Below are 18647 nucleotides of genomic sequence, written 5' to 3'. Positions count from 1 at the left end.
CAAACCGAAGGCCCGGCGGGCGCACCCAGCCGGGCCTTGCGGCGGAACCGGTCATTGTAAGTCGCGGTCTCCCCCGGCCGGCGACCGGGGGATTGGCCGGACGAGGGGTCTGGCTCAGGCGGCCCGGCTGCGTGGCGCGCCAGCGGTGCTCTCGCGCCACTGGGCCAGCAGCTGCTCGCGCCGGGTCTGCACAGCCGCCAGGTGCCGGGCCTTGACGTGGCCGAAGCCGCGGATCTGCTCGGGCAGGCGCGCGACCTCCAGCACCAGGGCATGGGAGTCGGCGTTGAGACCGGCCAGCAGGCCCTCGATGTCGGCGCGGTACTGCACGATCAGCTCGCGCTCGGTGCGGCGCTCCTCGGTGCGGCCGAACACATCCAGCGCGGTGCCACGCAGGCCCTTGAAGCGGGCCAGCACCGACATGGCCTTGAGCATCCAGGGTCCATAGGTCTGCTTGATCAGCTCGCCCTTGTCGTTCGTCTTCGCGAACAGCGGCGGCGCCAGGTGCAGCTGCAAGCGATAGTCGCCCTCGAACTGCTCGGCGATCTGCGCCCGGAAGGCCGGGTCGGTGTGCAGGCGTGCCACCTCGTACTCGTCCTTGTAGGCCATCAGCTTGAACAGGTAGCGCGCCACCGCCTCGGTCAGCGAGGTCTTGCCCAGTCGGCTTTCGGCCTGGCGCACCCGCTCCACGAAGTCCTTGTAGGTCTGGGCATAGGCGGCGTTCTGGTACGCGGTCAGGAAGTCCACGCGCCGGACCACCAGCTCTTCGACGCTGTCGCGCTTCTTGAACTGGATCACCTGCGCCGGGTTGGCCGGTGCCAGCAGCGCAGCCATGGCCTGCGGGTCGTGGGCCGCGCGGCGGCCCCAGTCGAAGGCCTGCTTGTTCTTCTCCACCTGCACCGCATTGAGCTCGATGGCGCGCATCAGCGACTCCAGCCCCAGCGGCACCCAGCCCTTCTGCCACGCGTAGCCCAGGATCATGGGGTTGGTGTAGATCGAGTCGCCCATCAGGCGCGTGGCGGCGGCTTCGGCATCGAAGCGGCCGACCGCGGCATCGCCCAAGGCAGCGACCAGCGAGTCCACGCAGGCCTGCGCCGGGTTCTGCCACTGCGGGTTCTTCACGAACGCGGCCGTGGGGGTGGCGCTGGTGTTCAGGGCCACATGGCTGCGGCCCGCGCGCAGGCGCTGCAGCGTCTCCTTGCCGGCGGCCACGAGGGGATCGCAGCCGATCACCAAGTCGGCCGAGGCCGTGCCCACGCGCGTGGTGCGGATGTGGTCCTGGCTGGCACCGATGAGCACATGGCTCCAGGTCGCGCCGCCCTTCTGCGCCAGGCCCGCCGCGTCCTGCGTGACGATGCCCCGGCCCTCGATGTGGGCAGCCATGCCCAGCAGCTGACCAATGGTGATGACGCCCGTGCCCCCCACGCCGGCCACCACGATGCCCCAGGCCTCGTCGGTCAGCTGGGGCAGGCGTGGCAGCGGCGGCTCGGCGCCGGACCAGGCCAGGGCCGCACCCTTCTTGTCCTTCTTGCGCAGCTGCCCGCCCTGGACGGTGACGAAGCTGGGGCAGAAGCCCTTGACGCAGGAGAAGTCCTTGTTGCAGCTGCTCTGGTTGATGCGGCGCTTGCGACCGAATTCGGTTTCCAGCGGCTCGACGCTCAGGCAGTTGCTCTGCTCGCCACAGTCGCCGCAGCCCTCGCAGACCAGCTCGTTGATGACCACCCGCTTGTCGGGCTCGACCATGGTGCCGCGCTTGCGGCGGCGGCGCTTTTCGGTCGCGCAGGTCTGGTCGTAGATGATGACCGTGGTGCCCTTGATCTCGCGGAACTCGCGCTGCACCGCGTCCAGCGTGTCGCGGTGCTGGATCGCGATGCCGCTGGGCAGGCCCTGCACGGACGCGTACTTCTCCGGCTCGTCGGTGACGATGGTGATCTTCACCGCGCCCTCGGCGCGCATGCTCTGCGCGATCTGCACCACGCTGTGGCCCTCGGGCCGCTCGCCGACCTGCTGGCCGCCGGTCATCGCGACCGCGTCGTTGTAGAGGATCTTGTAGGTGATGTTCACGCCCGCGGCGATGCTCTGGCGCACCGCCAGCAGGCCGCTGTGGAAGTAGGTGCCGTCGCCCAGGTTGGCGAACATGTGCTGGTCGTTGCTGAAGGGCTGCTGACCGACCCAGGGCACGCCCTCGCCGCCCATCTGGGTGAAGCCCACGGTGGCGCGGTCCATCCAGATGGTCATGAAGTGGCAGCCGATGCCGGCCATGGCGCGCGAGCCTTCGGGCACGCGGGTCGAGGTGTTGTGCGGGCAGCCCGAGCAGAACCAGGGCTGGCGGTTGGCGTCGGCCGAGGCACCGGCCAGCAGGGTCTGGGTCGAGCGCTCCTGCGCGTCCAGGATGGCCAGCTGCGCGTCGATGCGGGCCTCGATGTCCGAGGGGATGCCCAGCTTTTTCAGGCGCCGCGCGATGGCGCGCGCGATCAGGGCCGGGTTCAGGTCGGCGTTGGCGCGCAGCAGCTGGTTACCGCTGGGGTTGGGGCGGCTCCATTCGCCGCCCGAGTAGTCGCCCTCGACCTCGTCGAACTTGCCCAGCACGTTGGGGCGCACGTCCGGCCGCCAGTTGTAGAGCTCTTCCTTGAGCTGGTATTCGATGACCTGGCGCTTCTCTTCCACCACCAGAATCTCGCGCAGCCCGGTGGCGAACTCGCGCGTGATGCCCGCCTCCAGCGGCCACACCACGGCCACCTTGTGCAGGCGGATGCCCAGCTGGCGGCAGGTGGCGTCGTCCAGACCCAGGTCGAGCAGGGCCTGGCGCGTGTCGTTGAAGGCCTTGCCGCTGGCGATGATGCCGAAGCGGTCGTGCGGGCCGGCGATCACGTTGTGGTTGAGCTTGTTGGCGCGCACGTAGGCCAGCGCCGCGTACCACTTGTAGTCGAACAGCCGCGCCTCCTGGTCCAGCGCCGCGTCGGGCCAGCGGATGTGCAGGCCGCCCGGCGGCATGTCGAACTCGGGAATCACGATCTGCACCCGCTCGGGATCGATCATGGCGGTGGCGCTGGACTCGACGATCTCCTGGATCGTCTTCATGCCGGTCCACACGCCGCTGAAGCGGCTCATGGCAAACGCGTGCAGGCCGAGGTCGAGGATTTCCTGCACCGTGGACGGGAAGAACACCGGCAGGCCGCAGGCCTTGAAAATGTGGTCGCTCTGGTGCGCGGCGGTCGAGCTCTTGGCCACGTGGTCGTCGCCGGCCACCGCGATCACGCCGCCCCAGGGCGTGGTGCCGGCCATGTTGGCGTGCTTGAACACGTCGGAGCAGCGGTCCACGCCCGGGCCTTTGCCGTACCAGATGCCGAACACGCCGTCGAACTTGTTGCTGCCCTTGGGCGCGAAGCCCAGCTGCTGCGTGCCCCACACGGCCGTGGCCGCCAGCTCTTCGTTGACCCCGGGCTGGAACACCACGTTTTGCTGCTTCAGGTAGGGCGCGGCCTTCTGCAGCGCCTGGTCGTAGCCGCCCAGCGGCGAGCCCCGGTAGCCGCTGACGAAGCCCGCGGTGTTCTTGCCGACCATGGCGTCGCGCTGGCGCTGCAGCATCGGCAGCTTCACCAGGGCCTGGACCCCGCTCATGAAGGCGGGCCCGTGGTCAAGGGCGTACTTGTCGTCCAGCGTGACGGTTTCGAGCGCGCGACGGATGTGCTCGGGCAGTGGGGCGTTCATCTTGTTGTCTCCTGCGGGGGTGGAAGTGCCCGCCTTGTGGGCGGATCGGTGACCAACAGACAGCCGGGTAGGCTGGTGCCAGTGTGCCGCTCAGTGTATGGCCCGGTCGCCGACAGGTGTTTGCTTTTCGTGCCCAGTTTTGCGATATTCAAGAAAGAGTCTTTCTCAAAATACGGATTCATGGAAACACTGGACAAGTTCGACCTGGCCATCCTGAACCAACTGCAGGCCGACGGCCGGCTGACCAACGCCGAACTGGCCAGCCGGGTCGGGCTGTCGGCCGCGCCCTGCTGGCGCCGGGTGCGGGCGCTGGAGGAGGCCGGCTTCATCACCGGCTACCGGGCCGAGCTCAACCGCAGCAAGATCGGCCTGGGTGTGCTGGCCTTCGTGCGGCTGGACGCCGAACGCAACAGCGGCGACGCGCTGGGCCAGATGGAGAAGGCCATCCGGCAGATCCCGGAGATCGTCAGCTGCCACTACATCAGTGGCTCGGGCACCTTCGAGCTGCAGGTGGTGTGCCCCGACCTGGCCGAGTTCAGCCGCTTCGCGCGCGAGGTGCTGATCCACCTGCCCAACGTGAAAGACCTGCACACCAGCTTTTCGCTCGGTGAGGTCAAAGCCAGCAGCGCGCTGCCGCTGGGGCATCTTGTGAACCAAAGTGTCGGCTCGGCCAACCGATCCGAAACTTGAGCACTTTTTGATACCGCTTATCCCCTTGGTTTGACCGCTGGGTCGGGAATGGCGGCCAAGTCTTTGAAAAGTGTGACTTTTCCCCACCGTGTCTCTTGGCCCCAGGGGACAGGCTGCGTACAGTACGGCCTGCTCAGCAGCGGGACGATGGCATCAGAAAGTGTTCATCGGCGCTGCGCAACCCTGAAGAAGGAAACGTCGTGAACAAGTCCTCCCTGATCCTCAAGTCCGCCCTGGCTCTGGCCCTGGCCACCCCCCTGCTCGCATCGGCCGAGTCGCAGCTGACCATCGGCACCGGCGATGCCAACGCCCGCCTGGATTTCCGCATCGTGGTGCCGCGCGTGCTGTTCCTGGGTGTGGGCACCGGTGCGGCCGGCCTGACCACCAACACCACGGTGGATACGGTGACCTTCGACTACAGCAGCAACCCGTCGGCCATTGGCACCGGTAACCCCGCAGGCGCCATCACCGGCAACGTGGTGCCGGTGCGCGTGCTGGGCAACAACGGCCAGATCACCCTGACCGCCAACACCACCGGCGCCCTGACCAACGGCACCGCCGACACCATTGCCTGGTCCGAGATCACGGCCACCTCCAGCCTGGCGGCACTGCCCAGCCCGGCCATCCCCCTGACCGGCGCCGGCGTGGCCAGCAACGTCACCCTGTCGTCGGGCACCAAGATCACCGACCGCTCGGCCAACTGGACCTTCAGCTACGCCAACTCGGCCGTGGTCGCTCCGGGCACCTACGGCACCACCAACGGCCGCGTGACCTACACCGCGGCCATGCCCTGACCTTGCGCCGCCCGACCGCTGGCCGGCCTGCGCCGGCGGTCGCCCGCGCCCTGGTGTCCGCACCACCGGTGACGGGACACGACACAGCCATGAAGACCGCCCCGCCCCCCTCCCTGCTGCGCCTGATCGGCGCCGGCCTGGTGGTATGCGCCGGGCTGCAGGCACTGCCCGCCCAGGCCTGGTCGCTGACCATCGCCGCGGCCTCGCGCCGGGTCTTCCTGCACGTCGGCAACGGCACCGCCGACGGCAACAGCGGCACGGTCAACCTGGTCAGCGCCGACCTCACCGCCGCCCAGCTGCTGTCGGGCGCGCCGCAGGCCATGACCAGCAACAGCACGCAGTCCGCCAGCCTCTACGGGGACCGCTACAGAACCTGCCCGACACCGTCCGCGCAGGTGATGATCGGCGCCTCCTACCGGCGCAGCAATCCCGGCAACGGGCCCGCCAGCGCCATGCTGCGCGTCACCTCGCCCGCCAGCCTGACCACCACTGCAGGCGACACCATCCCGTTCAACGAGATCAGCTGGACTGTCTCGGCGGCGGGCAGCGGCGTGCCCAACGTGATCCCGGCCGGCACCTTCAACGGTGGCACCCAGACCCTGACCACGATCCCGGCCAATACCTATATAGAGAACTGTCACACGTTCCGCTACGCCAACAGCGCCATCCGCGCCGCCGGCACCTACGACGGCCGGGTGACCTACACCCTGAGCAGCCCGTGAACACAAGTCTCCTGACCGGCCTGGTGCTGGCCCTGGCCTGCGCCTCCGCCAGCGCGGGCACCCACCGCCTGGACGACTCGCTGAGCCACACCACGCCGCCCACCGCGCAGATGGAGTGGCTGCCCCAGACCCCGGGCGACCGCGACGGCGGCATGGAAACCTGGGTCCGTGTGCACCTGCACATCGACACCCGCGACTGGGTGGGCCGCAGCGGGCGCATCTACATGGTGCTGCCGCTCGACCAGGCCTCGTCCATCGAAGCCGTGTGGACCACCAACGGCCCGCTGCGCTCGGGCCGCCTGGTCTCGGGCGAGCGCGCGCTGGTCTGGGCCGGCACCATCGGCGCCGACAGCCTGCGCGACCAGATGCAAGTGCGCCTGCGCTCCGGCCCCGACTGGCAGAGCGCCAGCCGCCGGCTGAACTTCCACTTCGAGTTCGACACCGACTGACCCGCCGACATGCGCCGCCTCGTTTCCCTCTGCCTGCTCGTCCTGTTGCCCGCGATGGCCTGGGCCCAGGGCTTTGCCGCCTTCATCTCGCCGCCGCGCTTCGAGGTCCGGACCGCGGCCGGCCAGCCGCTGCGCCAGGTGCTGGAAATCCAGCACGTCGGCCGCGCCGCCGGCAACTACCGCATCTACACCAACGACTGGACGCTCGATGCCGACCACCAGGTCGCGTTCACGAACGAGCTGGCCCCAGACAGCTGCCGCCCCTGGGTGGCGATCGAACGGCGCGAGCTGACCCTGCAGCCCGGGGCCCGCTACCGCTACCGATTCGAGATCGCCCCGCCGGCCGGCACCCCGCCGCGCGAGTGCCGCTTCGCCATCATGGTCGAGGGCCTGGAGGCCGCCAAGGTCGAGGGCGCGGTGAGCTTCCCCGTGGGCGGGCGCATCGGCGTCATCGTCTACGCCGCCATCGGCGACGTGGCGCCGGCCCTGTCGATCGCCGGCACCGAGACTGTCCAGGCCAACGGCCAGCCCACCGCCACCGTGCGGGTGCGCAACACCGGCACCGCCACCGGCCGGCTCGAGGGTTTCCTGGACGCCACCGACGCTGCCGGCCAGAGCGCCGAGATGTCGCCCGCCGACCTGCCCATCCTGCCCGGCGAGACCCGCCGCATCGCCCTCGCGCCGGTGGCGGTCGACGGCAAGAACGCACCCACGCTGCGTTTTCCGATCAAGGTCCGGGGCCAGCTGGAATCCGGCAAGAACAAGCTGCCGCTGGACGCGAGCTTCGCCCCATGATCCGGGGAGGTTGGCTGCTGGCCGGCGCCCTGGCACTGGGCGCGGCGCAGGCGCAGGCGCAGAACGCGGCCAACGCCCCCGCTCCCGCGCCCTACGAGGACCGGATCATTGAGGGCCTGGCGCCACTGGCCGACGAGAACGACGGCCAGAACGACTACGACCGCGGCGGCTGGCCGCGCTACCTGCGCCTGGAGACCCGGCTTGGCAACCAGTCCTTTGACGCCTCGCGCCGCACCCGCCTGGCCTACGCCCTGGAAGGCCTGATCGAAACCCCCAACCACGGCATGCTGTCGATGGACGGCAGCGTCTCGCCCAGCCCGCGCGAATACACCCTGACGCTGCGCCAGCGCGCACTGCCGCTGCCCGGCGGCTGGACCGGCGACCACGATCTGGGCGTGATCACCGCCCCCGGCACCGACCTGTCGCGCCTGCCCTCGCGCGTGCTGCTCCCGAGCACCCAGCTGCGCGGGCTCAGCGGCCAGTGGGAACACACGGGACAGGGGCTGCAGCTGCTGGCCGCGGGCGGTGAGCCCGGCCAGCTCACCAGCCAGCCGGTGACCGGATTCCAGGGCCTGGGCGGACGGCGCCACCTGGCTGGCGCGCAGTGGCGCAGCCCCGGCGCGCGCGCCACCGAGCCGGACGGCTGGACGCTCGCCCTGCAGCACGAACGCGCCACCGATGTGCTCACCAGCGCCACGCTGGACAACCCCTCGGGACGCACCGACGCCGACGCCAGCCACCTCGCCCTGCGGCGGGACAGCGCCAGCCACCGCAGCCAGGCCCAGCTGGTGAGCAGCCGCACCGGCGCGGGCGGCGTGAGCGCCCAGGGCGTCTGGGTGGACAGCGAATGGGACGAGGGCCCGCGCCAGCACGGCCTGAGCCTGTACCGGCTCGACCCCGGTCTGAGCTGGGCCGCGCAGGCCATGCCCTCAGACGTGCAGGGCGCCACCCTGCGCAGCCAGTGGCGCACCCGCCAGTGGTCGGCAGAAGCCTCCTACGACTGGCTGCGCTCGGTCAGCGGGCGGGTGGGCAACGGCAGCTACGCCTCGGCCAGCGCGCGCTGGCGCATCGACCGGGACAACCAGTTCAGCGCCGGTGCCGCATTGCGCCGTTTCGACGGCCAGGCCTGGAACAGCTTCGCCGACTGGCGCCGCACCAACGACTGGGGCCAGAGCGGATGGCGACTCGAACTGGCCGGCGGCGCCGACCTCCAGGGCCCCGCGCGGGTGCTGAGCTACGACCAGGAATGGGCCGTGCCACTGGGCTGGACCCTGTCGTCCACCCTGGGCATGGGCCGCTACGCCGCCAACCAGGACAGCGACAACTTCTGGTCCGGTGCGCTCGCGCTGCAGGCTCCGCTGAGCAACGGTGCCGACCTGCGCGGCCAGCTCGGCACCGAGCGGCGCGACAACGGGCAGCAGCGCCACAACCTGAACCTGGGCGCCCAGTGGCGCCTGAACCGCCACTGGAGCATCAGCGGCCAGTACACCCGCGCCATCGGTCAGACACCGGAGCGCCGGCCGCTGGACCCGCTGGCGCCGCTGCCCACGACCACCACCGGCAACAGCGACCGCAGCTTCCTGGTGCTGCTGCGGTACGAGGACGAAGCGGGCAGCCGCAATGTTCCGCTGGGCGGCCGGCCCCAGGAGGGCGGTGGCCGCATCGAAGGCATCGTGTATTTCGACGACAACGCCAGCGGCACGCAGGACGCCAACGAGACCGGGGTGCCCGGCGTCACGATCGCGCTGGACAACCGGTATGCAGTGCGCACCGACGCCCAGGGCCGCTTCAGCTTCCCCTTCGTGGCCTCCGGCCCGCGCACGGTGAGCGTGCGCAACGACACCCTGCCCCTGCCGTGGAGCGTGGTCGACGACGGACAGGTCACGATCGACCTGCGCCTGCGCGAAACCACCCGCCTGAGCCTGCCGGTGCAGCGGCCCCGCTGACACCGCACGTCGGAAAAGGGGTCAAGTCCGCGCCCGGAGGACCGATAAAGCGGGCATGAAGCCCGCACACCGCCTCCTGTCTGCCCTGGCCGTCGGCCTGGGCCTGGTGCTGGCCCCCGCGGCCAGCCAGGGGGAAGCGCAGCTCACGACCCTGGCACCCGCCACCAGCGGGGCACTGGATTTCCGCATCGTCGTGCCGCCCGTCATGCGTGTGCTCGAAAACAGCCACCCGTCGCAACTCACCAGCGGCGCCGACGGCTTGCTCGGCGGCCAGCAGCGCCTGGTGGTGCTCTCGAACATGAAGCGGGGCTTCTGCGTCACCTTGCGGCTGCGCTCTGCGGATGTCGACCAGTGGCAGGTGCGCGCCGCCCCCGAATCCGGTGTCACGCTGCAGGCGGCGGGCCAGGCCTACCGCCTGTGCAGCGACCGTCCGGGTCGCTACACCATGGTGTTGCAACACCAGTTCGGCCCGTCGGCCAACGTCCCCGGTGCCGGTCAGGACTGGCCGGTGCAGACCGACATCACCACCCTCTGAAACCCGCTGTCAGCGCGGCCAGAGCACCCACATCTGCAGCGGCTGCTTGAGCCGCGAGGCCAGCTGGTAGGGCGCGTCGCCCCAGTTGCCCCAACCGGTGAACAGGTCGGCGCGCACCGCGCCGGTGATGGCGCCGCCGGTGTCCTGCGCCATCACCAGGCGCTGCTGGTTGAAGACCACCCCTTTGGACGCCAGCCAGACCGGCGTGCCGTAGGGGATGCTCTGCGGATCGACGGCGATCGAACGGCCCGGTGTCAGCGGCACGCCCTGCGCCCCGGCGGGGCCGAAGCGGGCGTTGAGCTCGGTCAGGCGCACCTCGCGGAAGAACACCGTGCGCGGGTTGCTCCAGAGCATCTCGTTGACCCGGCCGGGGTTCTGCGCGGCCCAGGCGCGGATGCCCTCCCAGTTGCCTTCGCGGATCTCGCGCCGGTCCAGCAGCCACTTGCCCACGCTCTGGTAGGGGTGGCCGTTGTGCGCCGCGAAAGCCACGCGGACCTGCTTGACCGTCCCGTCGGGCTCCTTGATGTTCAGCCGGCCCGAGCCCTGGATCTGCAGCACCAGGGCGTCGATCGGGTCGGACAGCCAGGCGATGACGCGCCCCCGGAGCGCGGCCTGCGCCGCGGGCAGGGTGTCGATCTCCTGCCGGGTGTACCAGGGCGGCTCGTTGCCGCCCAGGCGCACGCCGACCGGCGGCGCGTACACCGGCACGCGGTGGCTGAAGGTGGTGGCGCGCGAGGCCTCCAGCACCGGTTCGTAATAACCGGTGAGCAGCCCCTGCGGCGCGCTGCCGTCGGGCTCGACCACGCGGTAGGGCTGGAAGCGGCTTTCGATCCAGGCCTGCTGCTCGGCGGTGCCGGCCATGATCAGCGGCCGCACCTCGGCGCACAGCGGCGCCTGCACCGGCGAGGGCTTCTCGCAGCCGCGCACCCAGGCGCCCCAGACCTCGTGCAGGCTGTCCAGGCCCCAGCCGGGCAGGTCGCTCCAGCGCACCGGCACCCAGCGGCTGGCCGGCTGCTGGATGGCCGGCGGCAGGCTGCCGTCGGCCGGGCGGGCGCCCGGCGCGGGCGCCGAGGGCGGCACCTCGACGGTGGTGCAGGCGGCCAGGCTGCCTACAATCAGCGCCGTCGTCCACCGAACCAGTGCGCTCCGGCCCCTGTCCATGACCCTGTTGCTGCTCGAAGCGCTCGCTGCGCTGGTACTGCTGATCTTCATCGTGTGGTGGACCATGTTCTCGGGTCGGAAAAACGGGGAACTGCCCGAGGAGCGCAAGGCCGAGAGGCCCGATCCGCGGGACGACTGAGCCTCAGCGCGCCCCCAGCTGGCGCAGCGCGTTGGCCAGTTCGACGGCCGACTTCACGCCCATCTTGTCGAACACGCGCGAGCGGTGGACCTCCACCGTGCGCACGCTGATGTTCAGCCGGTCGGCCACCAGCTTGTTGGGCAGGCCTTCGATCACCAGGTCCATCACGTCGCGTTCGCGCTCGGTCAGGCTGTCCAGGCGCTGCTGCACGCTGCGCTGTGCGCGCCGCCCCTCCTGCACCTGGGCCGACAGCGCCAGCGCCTGCTCGACGCGGTCGACCAGGGCGTTGTCGGAAAACGGTTTCTCGCAGAAGTCGAAGGCGCCGCGCTTGACGGCGTCGACGGCGGTCGGCACGTCGGCATGGCCGGAGAGGAAGATCACCGGCATGGCCGCCTGCCAGGGCAGCGCCAGCAGCTGCTCGAACAGCGCCAGGCCGCTGGTGCCGGGCATGCGCACGTCCAGCAGCAGGCAGCAGGGCACGGCGGGTTCGGACGACCAGCGGGTGATCTCGGCCAGGAAGGCGTCGGCGCTGTCGTAGCGCTCGCTGAGCAGGCGCCGCGTGCGCAGCAGCCAGGCCAGCGCATCGCGCACGCCCGCATCGTCGTCGACGATGAACACCTTGGCGTCGGGATGCTGGGTCATGGGCGGGATGATAGCGACCCGCGCAGCGGCGGAGGGTGGGGGTTACACCCCCGGCAGCGTGAAGCGGAAGACCGTGCCGCGCGGCTGGGCCGGCTCGAAGGTCAGGGCGCCGCCGTGCTGCTCGATCACGGTGCGGCACAGCGACAGGCCCAGGCCCATGCCCTCGGCCTTGGTGGTGAAGAAGGGCGTGAACAGCTTCTCGCGCACCTCGTCGCTCAGCCCCTTCCCGTGGTCGGTGACCGCGAACTCGACCCAGGTCTTGCGCAGCGGCTCGCCATCGGCGGACTGCGCGCGGCGCGGCGCGATGTGGATCTGGATGCTGCGCAGGCCCGAGGCCAGCGGCGGATCGCCCTCCGGCATCGCCTGCATGCCGTTGCGCGCCAGGTTCAGCAGCACCTGCTCGACCATGGTGCGGTCGCACAGCACCGCCGGACAACCGGGCGCGATGCGGGTCTCCACCCGGATGCCCAGTTTCTTGGCCTGCAGGCCCAGCAGCGGCAGGATGGCCTCCAGCAGGTCGGCCGGCGCCACCGCCTCGCGCACCTGTTCGCGCCGCCGCACGAAGTCGGCCACGCTCTTGATGACGCGGCCGGCGCGTTCGGCCTGTTCGCTCACGCGCTGCATGGCCTGGCGCAGCAGATCGGGCGGTGCATCGGCGTCGTCCAGCAGATTGAGCGAGCCGCTGGCGTAGCTGGCGATGGCGGCCAGCGGCTGGTTCAGTTCGTGGCTCAGCAGCGAGGCCATCTCGCCGACGGTGGCCAGGCGCGCGGTGGCCTGCAGCCGCTCCTGCGAGGCGCGGTTGAGCTCCTCGACGCGGCGCTGCTCGCTCAGGTCGAGGATGGCGCTCATGAAGCCGGTCTGCGTACCCTGGGCATCGATCAGCGGCGCCTCGATGATCAGCACCGGAAAGCGCGTGCCGTCCTTGCGCTGGAACACCGATTCATAGCCCTCGCGCGGGAGCACCTGGCCGGCCAGTCGCACCGCCTGGCGCTGCTGGTACTCGTTCACCAGCTCGGGTGGCCACCAGGGCGCGGGCAGGCCCGAGCCGATCAGCTCGCTGGCGGAGAAGCCCACCATCTGGCAGAACGCGGGGTTCACATAGGTCACGCGGCCGTTCATGTCGCGCGCGCGCAACCCGGTCACCAGCGAGTTCTCCATCGCCTTGCGGAAGGCCAGTGCCTCGGCCACCTCGGTCTCGGCGCGCTGGCGCCGCCGCATGTCGCGCCCCAGCAGCACCAGCACCGCCAGCAGGGCCAGCGAGAGCGCACCCACCACCGCCGTCAGCACGTTGGGGAACAGGCCGACGACCCTGCGCGGGCTCTCCAGCCGCAGCATCAGCGTGTGGCCCGGCAGGTCCAGCAGGGCGCTGGCCACCTGCAGGCTGCGGCTGCCCGAGACGGTGCTGTGCAGCGCCAGCCGGGTGCCATCGACCTCGGTGAAGGCCAGGCCGCGGTTGCGCAGCAGCGCCTTGTTGGTCAGCTCCGACAACAGGCCGGGCAGGGCGTAGGTCGCCACCAGGTAGCCTTCGGCTGCGCCGGCGCGCACGACCGGCAGGCACATCTCCATCAGCTCCATGCCCAGGCCGCTGCTCATGGGCCAGAAGTAGCTGGGCGAGAAGGAGGGGCCGGACACCCGCTGGGCGCTCTCGCAGGCCTGGCGCACGTCGGGCAGGGCCTGGGTGCGCGCCATCTGCCCGTACAGGTCGGACACATAGGACGAGTCGCGCTCGGCCAGCAGCCGCAGACCGGCGTCGCGCCACTCCAGCCGCACCAGTTCGCGGTGCTGCTCCAGCAGCTCGGCGGCCGGGTCCTGCCACGAGGCGGCTGTGGGGGCCACGCTGTGCAGCGCCTGCAGGGTCTGCACGTTGCGCACCAGTCCGCTGCGAATGTCGCCGGCCAGCGCCGCGGCGTCGCGCTCCAGCGCCTCCTGGTCGCGCGATTCCTCGTACTCGGCGGCCAGGAACACCAGCACGCCCAGCAGCAGCACAACCAGCAGCAGCAGCGCGCCCCACAGCAGCCATCGCCGCGGCGGTCGTTTCATAGGCTCACAGCCTGCGGTGCTGGAGGGACGGCAGCTGTTCGCGCACGCTGCGCAGGCGTTCAAGGTCGATGTCGGCCAGCACCACGCCCGGGCCTTCGGCCTGCATCGCCATCACCTGGCCCCAGGGGTCGATCACCATGCTGTGGCCCCAGGTGCGGCGGCCGTTCTCGTGCACGCCACCCTGGGCGCTGGCGATCACATAGGCCTGGTTCTCGATCGCGCGGGCGCGCAGCAGCACCTCCCAGTGCGCCTGGCCGGTGGTGTGGGTGAAGGCGGCGGGCACCAGCAGCAGGTCGGCGGCGAGCATGCGGTAGAGCTCGCCGAAGCGCAGGTCGTAGCAGACGCTCATGCCGATCCGCCAGTGTTCGCCGTGGCGCGTGGGCATCTCGAAGGAGACCGGCGTGTCGCCGGCCCGCAGCACCGCCGCCTCGTCGTAGGCCTCGCGGCCGTTGTCGTAGCGGAACAGGTGGATCTTGTCGTAGCGGGTGACGCAGTGGCCCTTGTGGTCGTAGACCAGCGAGGCGTTGGCCGCGTGCGCGGGGTCGTCGGTGGCCATGGGCAGCGTGCCGCCGACGATCCACAGCTTGAGCTCGCGCGCCGCGTCGGAGAGGAAGTCCTGCACCGTGCCCAGGCCGGTCTGTTCGGCCAGCAGCAGCTTGTCGGCGTCGTGCTGGCCCATGAAGCAGAAGTACTCGGGCAGCACCGCGAGTTCGGCGCCGGCGCGGGCGGCCTGGTCGAGCAGCGCGCGCGCGGCGCTGAGGTTGGCGTCCAGGCTGATGCCCGAGACCATCTGGATGGCGGCGACTTTCATGGGTGCTCCTTGGTATCGGTGTGCGTTTTTACTTCTTTTCGATCTTCTCGACCTTGGGGTCGGCCCAGCCGCCGCTGATGTGGAACTGCTGGGTGGTGGCCGACTGCAGCGGTTCGCGCAGCAGGAACTGGGCCAGGAAGGTGCCCAGGCCGATGGCGGGGTTGATGGCGGTGGCGATCAGCGAGGCAGTGCCGGCGTTGAGTTCGGGCACCACCACCACCTTGAGGTCCTGCTGCTCGCGCACGATGTCGGCGCTGCCTTCCATCAGCACGGCGGCGTTCACCCCCTTCATCTGCAGGTTGTTGGTGGTCGCCACGCCCTGCGCGATCTTGGCGTCGCCGCGCACGAAGTCGAAGGCGAAGCCTTCGGAGAACACGTCGCGGAAGTCCAGCGTCAGCCGCCGCGGCAGGGCCTGCAGGCTCAGCACGCCCAGCAGCTTGGCCGCGCCCGGCTCGACCTTGAGGAACTGGCCGGTCTCGAAGTTGGCCGCCATCTCGCCCGAGAGGCTGGGGTAGTCCAGCGTGAAGGGCGAACCGAGCCAGCCGATCTCACCCTCGATGTGGCCGCTGCCACCGCGCACCACGCCCGCACGGCCGAAGCGCGTCAGCAGCTGGCCCGCGTCGTCCACATCCAGCCGGAAGTCCAGCCGGGTGCGGCGCGCGGCACCCTCGTCCCCGGTGGCCGCCCAGTTGCCGCTGGCGATCAGCCGCGCCTCGGGCACACGCACGTTGAGCTTGTTCAGGCGCCATTCCCGGTTGCGTCCCACGCCGCGGTTGACGGCCTGGATGTCCACCAGCCCGAGCTGGCGGCCCGAGAGCACCAGGTTCTCTACCGTGATGTCCAGCGCCGGCACGCTGCTGGGCTGCTGCAGCAGCTGCTCGACATCGGCCGCGGCGCTGGGCGCCAGGTCCAGCCGCGCCAGCCGCGCGTAGACGCTGCCGGCGCTGCCACCCGCCGCCTGGCGGTATTCCACATAGCCGTTGAGTTCGTCGGCATCGACGTTGGCGCGCCACTGCGTGCCCTCGCGCGAGCCGCCCAGCACCACGTTGTTGAAGCTGCGGCCGTCGACATCCACCTGGCCGGCGCGCACCGCCAGCACGGTGGGCAGGTAGTTCAGGCTGGCCGCCTGGGCCGTCGGCGCGGTCGTGCCCGCGCTGGTGCTGCGCACGTCGACGCCGCTGGCCTCGCTGAACACGCGCTCCCAGGCGTCCACGTCGATGCGGGCAAAGCGCAGGTTGGCCGCCACGCCCTGCAGCGGCAGCGGCGCGGCCTCACCCGCCTGCAGACCCACGCCCAGGCTGCCGCGCAGCACCCGTGCCTCGGTCCCGGTGACGTCGCGCTCGTACTGCAGCGACAGCAGGGGCTGCGCCGCGGGGCCGATCTCGACCGCCAGCCGGTCGGTGCGGGCCACCTCGCCAGCCCCCTCGGGCGCCACCCCCACCACAGCGTTGTCGTAGCGCAGCGGCAGGCTGTCCTCGGCCTTCTTGGACAGCGGTGCCGGCAGGTCCACCGCCAGGCCCTGCAGCAAGCTGGTCACGCTGATCTCCGGCGCGCCGCCCCGGAAGCCCAGGCGCGCGGTGTAGGCCGCGCTGCCGCTGGCGCTGGCGAACAGGCGCGAGACGAAGCCCAGACCGCCGTCGCGCAGCCCTTCGGCGGTGGCGCTGCCCTGGCCGCGGAACTCCACCCTGGCCACGCCGCGCGCGTCGGGCTGCAGGCCGCCTTCGAGCACCACGTCGCCGCCATACAGGCGGGCGCGGGCGTCGGCCAGCCGGAAGCCGCGCTCGGTGAAGGAGATGCTGCCGCTGCTGCGCTCCAGCAGGGGCGCATCGGGCGTGATGCGCAGGTCGTTGCCACCCAGCTGCACGCTGCCCTGCAGCGCGAAGTCCTCGATCTTCTCAAGGGGCAGCTGCAGCTTGAACGACACCCCGGCATTGCCGGTGCCCGTGGCCCTGGACAGGGCGCCGGAGAGCAAGCCGTCGAGCGGCGAGGTCTGCACGAAGCGCAGCACCTCGGCGGCCGGCCCCTGGGTGCGCGCGCCGACCTCGACCCGCGGCGTGCCCATGAGGTCGGGGATCAGCACCTCACCCTCGCCCAGCCGCACCTGCGGCAGGCCCTCGACCCCGGCGCTGAGCCCGCTGAGTTTCAGCGATGCCTTTTCGAGCACCAGCTGGCCATTGACGGCCTTGAGCGCCGGCCAGGCCGGTGCGCCCTCGTCCTGCAGGTAGGGCGGCAGGTAGGCAAAGTCGACGCCCTTGAGCGCCGCGGAAATGCGGAACTCGCCGTCGGCGCCGGCCTGGTAGAAGGGCAGGTCCCAGAGGTCGCCGCGCACGCGGAACTCGACGCGGTCGGACGCCCCCCCGCGGATCGCCTCGCGCACGTAGCGGCGCGCGTCGGTGCCCACCGACAGCGGCATGTAGCGGTGCACCTGGGCGGCGTCGGCGCGGGTGAGGGTGGTGCTGAGGTCGAGCACGCCGGGGAAGCGCGACTTGGCGCTGCTGCGCGCCGGGTCTGCCGTGGTCCAGTGCAGGCGGCCGGTGCCGGCGGCGTCGGCGTTGGCCAGGCGCATGTTCTCCAGCCAGACCTCGATGCGCTCACCCGAGACGCTCCAGCGGGCGTCGGCCTGGAGGCTGGTCATGGGAATCTGCGGTTGCTCGAACATGCCCGGCAGCTCCAGCGCGCCATCGGTGATCGAGACGCGCGCGGTGCCGCCGTCCTGATGGAGGTCGAAGTCGGCGCTGGCGCCCGCCACGCCAGGCCGGCCCAGTTCGGGGTAGGGCCCGTAGGCCGACATGCGGCCACTGGGCTGGCCGGCCAGCGCCAGGCCGCTGACCCGTCCCCTGGCCTGGTAGGCGGTGACGGGTGGTGCCGACGGCGGGGGCTGGCCCGCCACCGCCGCCGGCACCACCGGCTGCTGCCAGCGCGCCGACAGGCCCTGGACCTGACCGGCCGGGCGCAGGCTGGTGAGCAGGTCGCGGCTGGCCTGGGGCAGGGGCACGCGCGTGGCCAGCGCGGCCAGCGCCGCCAGGTCCAGGCGGTCGGCCTCGACGGTGGTCGTCGCGCTGGCATTCGCGCCGCGGGACAGGCCGTTGTCGTGCGCCAGCCGCAGCTTGCTGGCGGGCCAGTCCAGGCCGTCCTGGGTGCGGAAGCTCAGGTCGTCGCTGGCCACCTGAAAGCCCTGGGCGCCCCAGCTGGCCACCACCCGGCCATCGACCCGCTCCAGCGCCAGCTCCGGCAGCTGTTCGCCCAGCCGCGTGGCGACCTCGCGCAGACCCATGTCGACGGTGGCGCCGGCCACCTGGCCGCGCTCGACATCGGCCCAGGCGCGCAGGCGGCCCTGGCCGGCGCGCACCTCGACGCCCCATTCGGACAGGTCGACATAGGCCCTCAGGCGCGAGACATCGACCGCCGGGAAATCGCCGTAGACCTCACCGCTCCAGTTGTGCCAGGGCGCCTGGTTCGGCGGCTGCGGCCCCAGGTCCAGCAGGGGTTCGCGCATCTGCGCCATCAAGCTGAAGGTCTGTCCCCACTCGGGCGGCGGTGTCGCATCCAGCCGCAGCAGGTGGCTGCGCACTCGGTTGCGGGCCACGAAGCTCAGCTGGTTCAGGGCCAGCGGGGGCTGGCCCTTGAGTTCGTCGGTCCAGCGCACGGTGCCGCCCCGGATCACGAACTCGGACTGCGAGAAGAACCAGTCCGCGGCGCGGTGGTCGCCGGTCTGCGGCCCCGAAAAATCCAGGCCGGCGATTTCGATGCGCCCCTGCGGCGTGCGGCGGATGTCGAGCACCGGCGCTTCAATCAGCAGCTGCTCGAAGCCCAGGCGCCAGAGCGAGGTGACCGACACCGCCGCCCGCACCTTGGGCAGCCGGAGGGCTTCGCGGCCCTGGGGGTCGAGCAGGCGCACGTCGCTGAGTTCGAGCGTCGGCACCAGGCGCAGCAGGAAGCCGGCGCGGGCACTGGCGTCGCCCTGCGATTCGGCGCGGATGGCACCCACCTGGACAGGTACCCCCACCGCCGCACTGGCCCAGCGCTCCAGGTCGGGGCGCCATTCGCCGATTCGCGGCACAATCCAAAAATGCAAGGTGCCCCAGGTGAGTGCGAACAGGAGCCAGACCGTCAGCACCATCCACAGCAACAGCCGAGTGATCGCCGACCAGGTCTTCTGGGTTCTTGAGGCAGGGGCGGCTGGGGCCGGGCTTTGATTCATATCCAACGCAAATT

The 18647-nt window shown here is 71.0% G+C and carries 14 protein-coding genes; 8 read left to right on the top strand and 6 right to left on the bottom strand.

Annotation, left to right across the window (positions count from 1 at the left end; genetic code table 11):
• Positions 1-114: 114 nt before the first annotated feature.
• On the bottom strand, positions 115-3708 hold the full coding sequence (locus BC358_RS04370; RefSeq protein WP_079364852.1) for an indolepyruvate ferredoxin oxidoreductase family protein: 3594 nt from the start codon (positions 3706-3708) through the stop codon (positions 115-117).
• A 180-nt stretch (positions 3709-3888) separates the two neighbouring features.
• Between BC358_RS04370 and BC358_RS04365 the strand changes: the two genes are divergently transcribed.
• The 7 genes from BC358_RS04365 to BC358_RS04335 all read left to right on the top strand — a co-directional run bounded on the left by BC358_RS04365 (position 3889) and on the right by BC358_RS04335 (position 9639).
• Positions 3889-4398 carry an Lrp/AsnC family transcriptional regulator gene (locus BC358_RS04365; RefSeq protein ID WP_079364851.1) on the top strand — a complete coding sequence of 170 codons (510 nt, stop codon included), beginning with the start codon at positions 3889-3891 and terminating at the stop codon, positions 4396-4398.
• A gap of 200 nt (positions 4399-4598) precedes the next feature.
• On the top strand, positions 4599-5192 hold the full coding sequence (locus BC358_RS04360; protein ID WP_127805694.1) for a hypothetical protein: 594 nt from the start codon (positions 4599-4601) through the stop codon (positions 5190-5192).
• Positions 5193-5281: 89 nt separating this feature from the next.
• Positions 5282-5914, top strand: coding sequence for a hypothetical protein (locus BC358_RS04355; RefSeq protein WP_079364850.1), 633 nt, complete (start codon positions 5282-5284; stop codon positions 5912-5914).
• Positions 5911-6363 (top strand): hypothetical protein, encoded by a 453-nt coding sequence (locus BC358_RS04350; RefSeq protein WP_079364849.1) that lies wholly within the window; start codon positions 5911-5913, stop codon positions 6361-6363. The genes BC358_RS04355 and BC358_RS04350 overlap by 4 nt, the downstream gene beginning before the upstream one ends.
• A 9-nt stretch (positions 6364-6372) precedes the next feature.
• Positions 6373-7158, top strand: coding sequence for a hypothetical protein (locus tag BC358_RS04345; RefSeq protein ID WP_079364848.1), 786 nt, complete (start codon positions 6373-6375; stop codon positions 7156-7158).
• On the top strand, positions 7155-9104 hold the full coding sequence (locus BC358_RS04340; RefSeq protein ID WP_066159302.1) for an SdrD B-like domain-containing protein: 1950 nt from the start codon (positions 7155-7157) through the stop codon (positions 9102-9104). Before BC358_RS04345 ends, BC358_RS04340 begins: the two co-directional genes overlap by 4 nt.
• Before the next feature lie 55 nt (positions 9105-9159).
• Positions 9160-9639: a hypothetical protein gene (locus BC358_RS04335; RefSeq protein ID WP_079364847.1), complete on the top strand. Its 480-nt coding sequence runs from the start codon at positions 9160-9162 to the stop codon at positions 9637-9639.
• 9 nt (positions 9640-9648) lie between these two features.
• On the opposite strand, the gene BC358_RS04330 is transcribed toward BC358_RS04335, so the two are convergent.
• Positions 9649-10866 carry a murein transglycosylase A gene (locus BC358_RS04330; protein ID WP_079364846.1) on the bottom strand — a complete coding sequence of 406 codons (1218 nt, stop codon included), beginning with the start codon at positions 10864-10866 and terminating at the stop codon, positions 9649-9651.
• Here BC358_RS04330 and BC358_RS22065 point away from each other — a divergent pair.
• A complete protein-coding gene (locus BC358_RS22065; protein WP_164868308.1) occupies positions 10799-10939 on the top strand; it encodes a hypothetical protein in 141 nt (46 codons plus the stop codon). The genes BC358_RS04330 and BC358_RS22065 overlap by 68 nt on opposite strands.
• A gap of 3 nt (positions 10940-10942) precedes the next feature.
• Here the strand turns inward: BC358_RS22065 and BC358_RS04325 are convergent, their stop codons facing one another.
• From BC358_RS04325 to BC358_RS04310, 4 genes are read right to left on the bottom strand one after another with little or no spacing between them, the layout of a single operon-like run.
• Positions 10943-11581: a response regulator transcription factor gene (locus BC358_RS04325; RefSeq protein ID WP_079364845.1), complete on the bottom strand. Its 639-nt coding sequence runs from the start codon at positions 11579-11581 to the stop codon at positions 10943-10945.
• Positions 11582-11623: 42 nt separating this feature from the next.
• Positions 11624-13621: a nitrogen regulation protein NR(II) gene (locus BC358_RS04320; RefSeq protein WP_079364844.1), complete on the bottom strand. Its 1998-nt coding sequence runs from the start codon at positions 13619-13621 to the stop codon at positions 11624-11626.
• Positions 13622-13625: 4 nt separating this feature from the next.
• Positions 13626-14432, bottom strand: coding sequence for a carbon-nitrogen hydrolase family protein (locus BC358_RS04315; protein WP_066159315.1), 807 nt, complete (start codon positions 14430-14432; stop codon positions 13626-13628).
• A 28-nt stretch (positions 14433-14460) separates the two neighbouring features.
• Positions 14461-18633, bottom strand: a complete 4173-nt coding sequence (locus BC358_RS04310) for a YhdP family protein (protein WP_079364843.1) — start codon at positions 18631-18633, stop codon at positions 14461-14463.
• Positions 18634-18647: the final 14 nt, after the last annotated feature.

This window comes from Hydrogenophaga sp. H7 (assembly GCF_002025745.1).
GTDB classification, from domain to species: Bacteria; Pseudomonadota; Gammaproteobacteria; order Burkholderiales; family Burkholderiaceae_C; genus Hydrogenophaga; species Hydrogenophaga pseudoflava.
The sequence above is the reverse complement of the archived record's forward strand: the minus strand, read 5'-3'. Positions and strand labels throughout refer to the sequence as shown.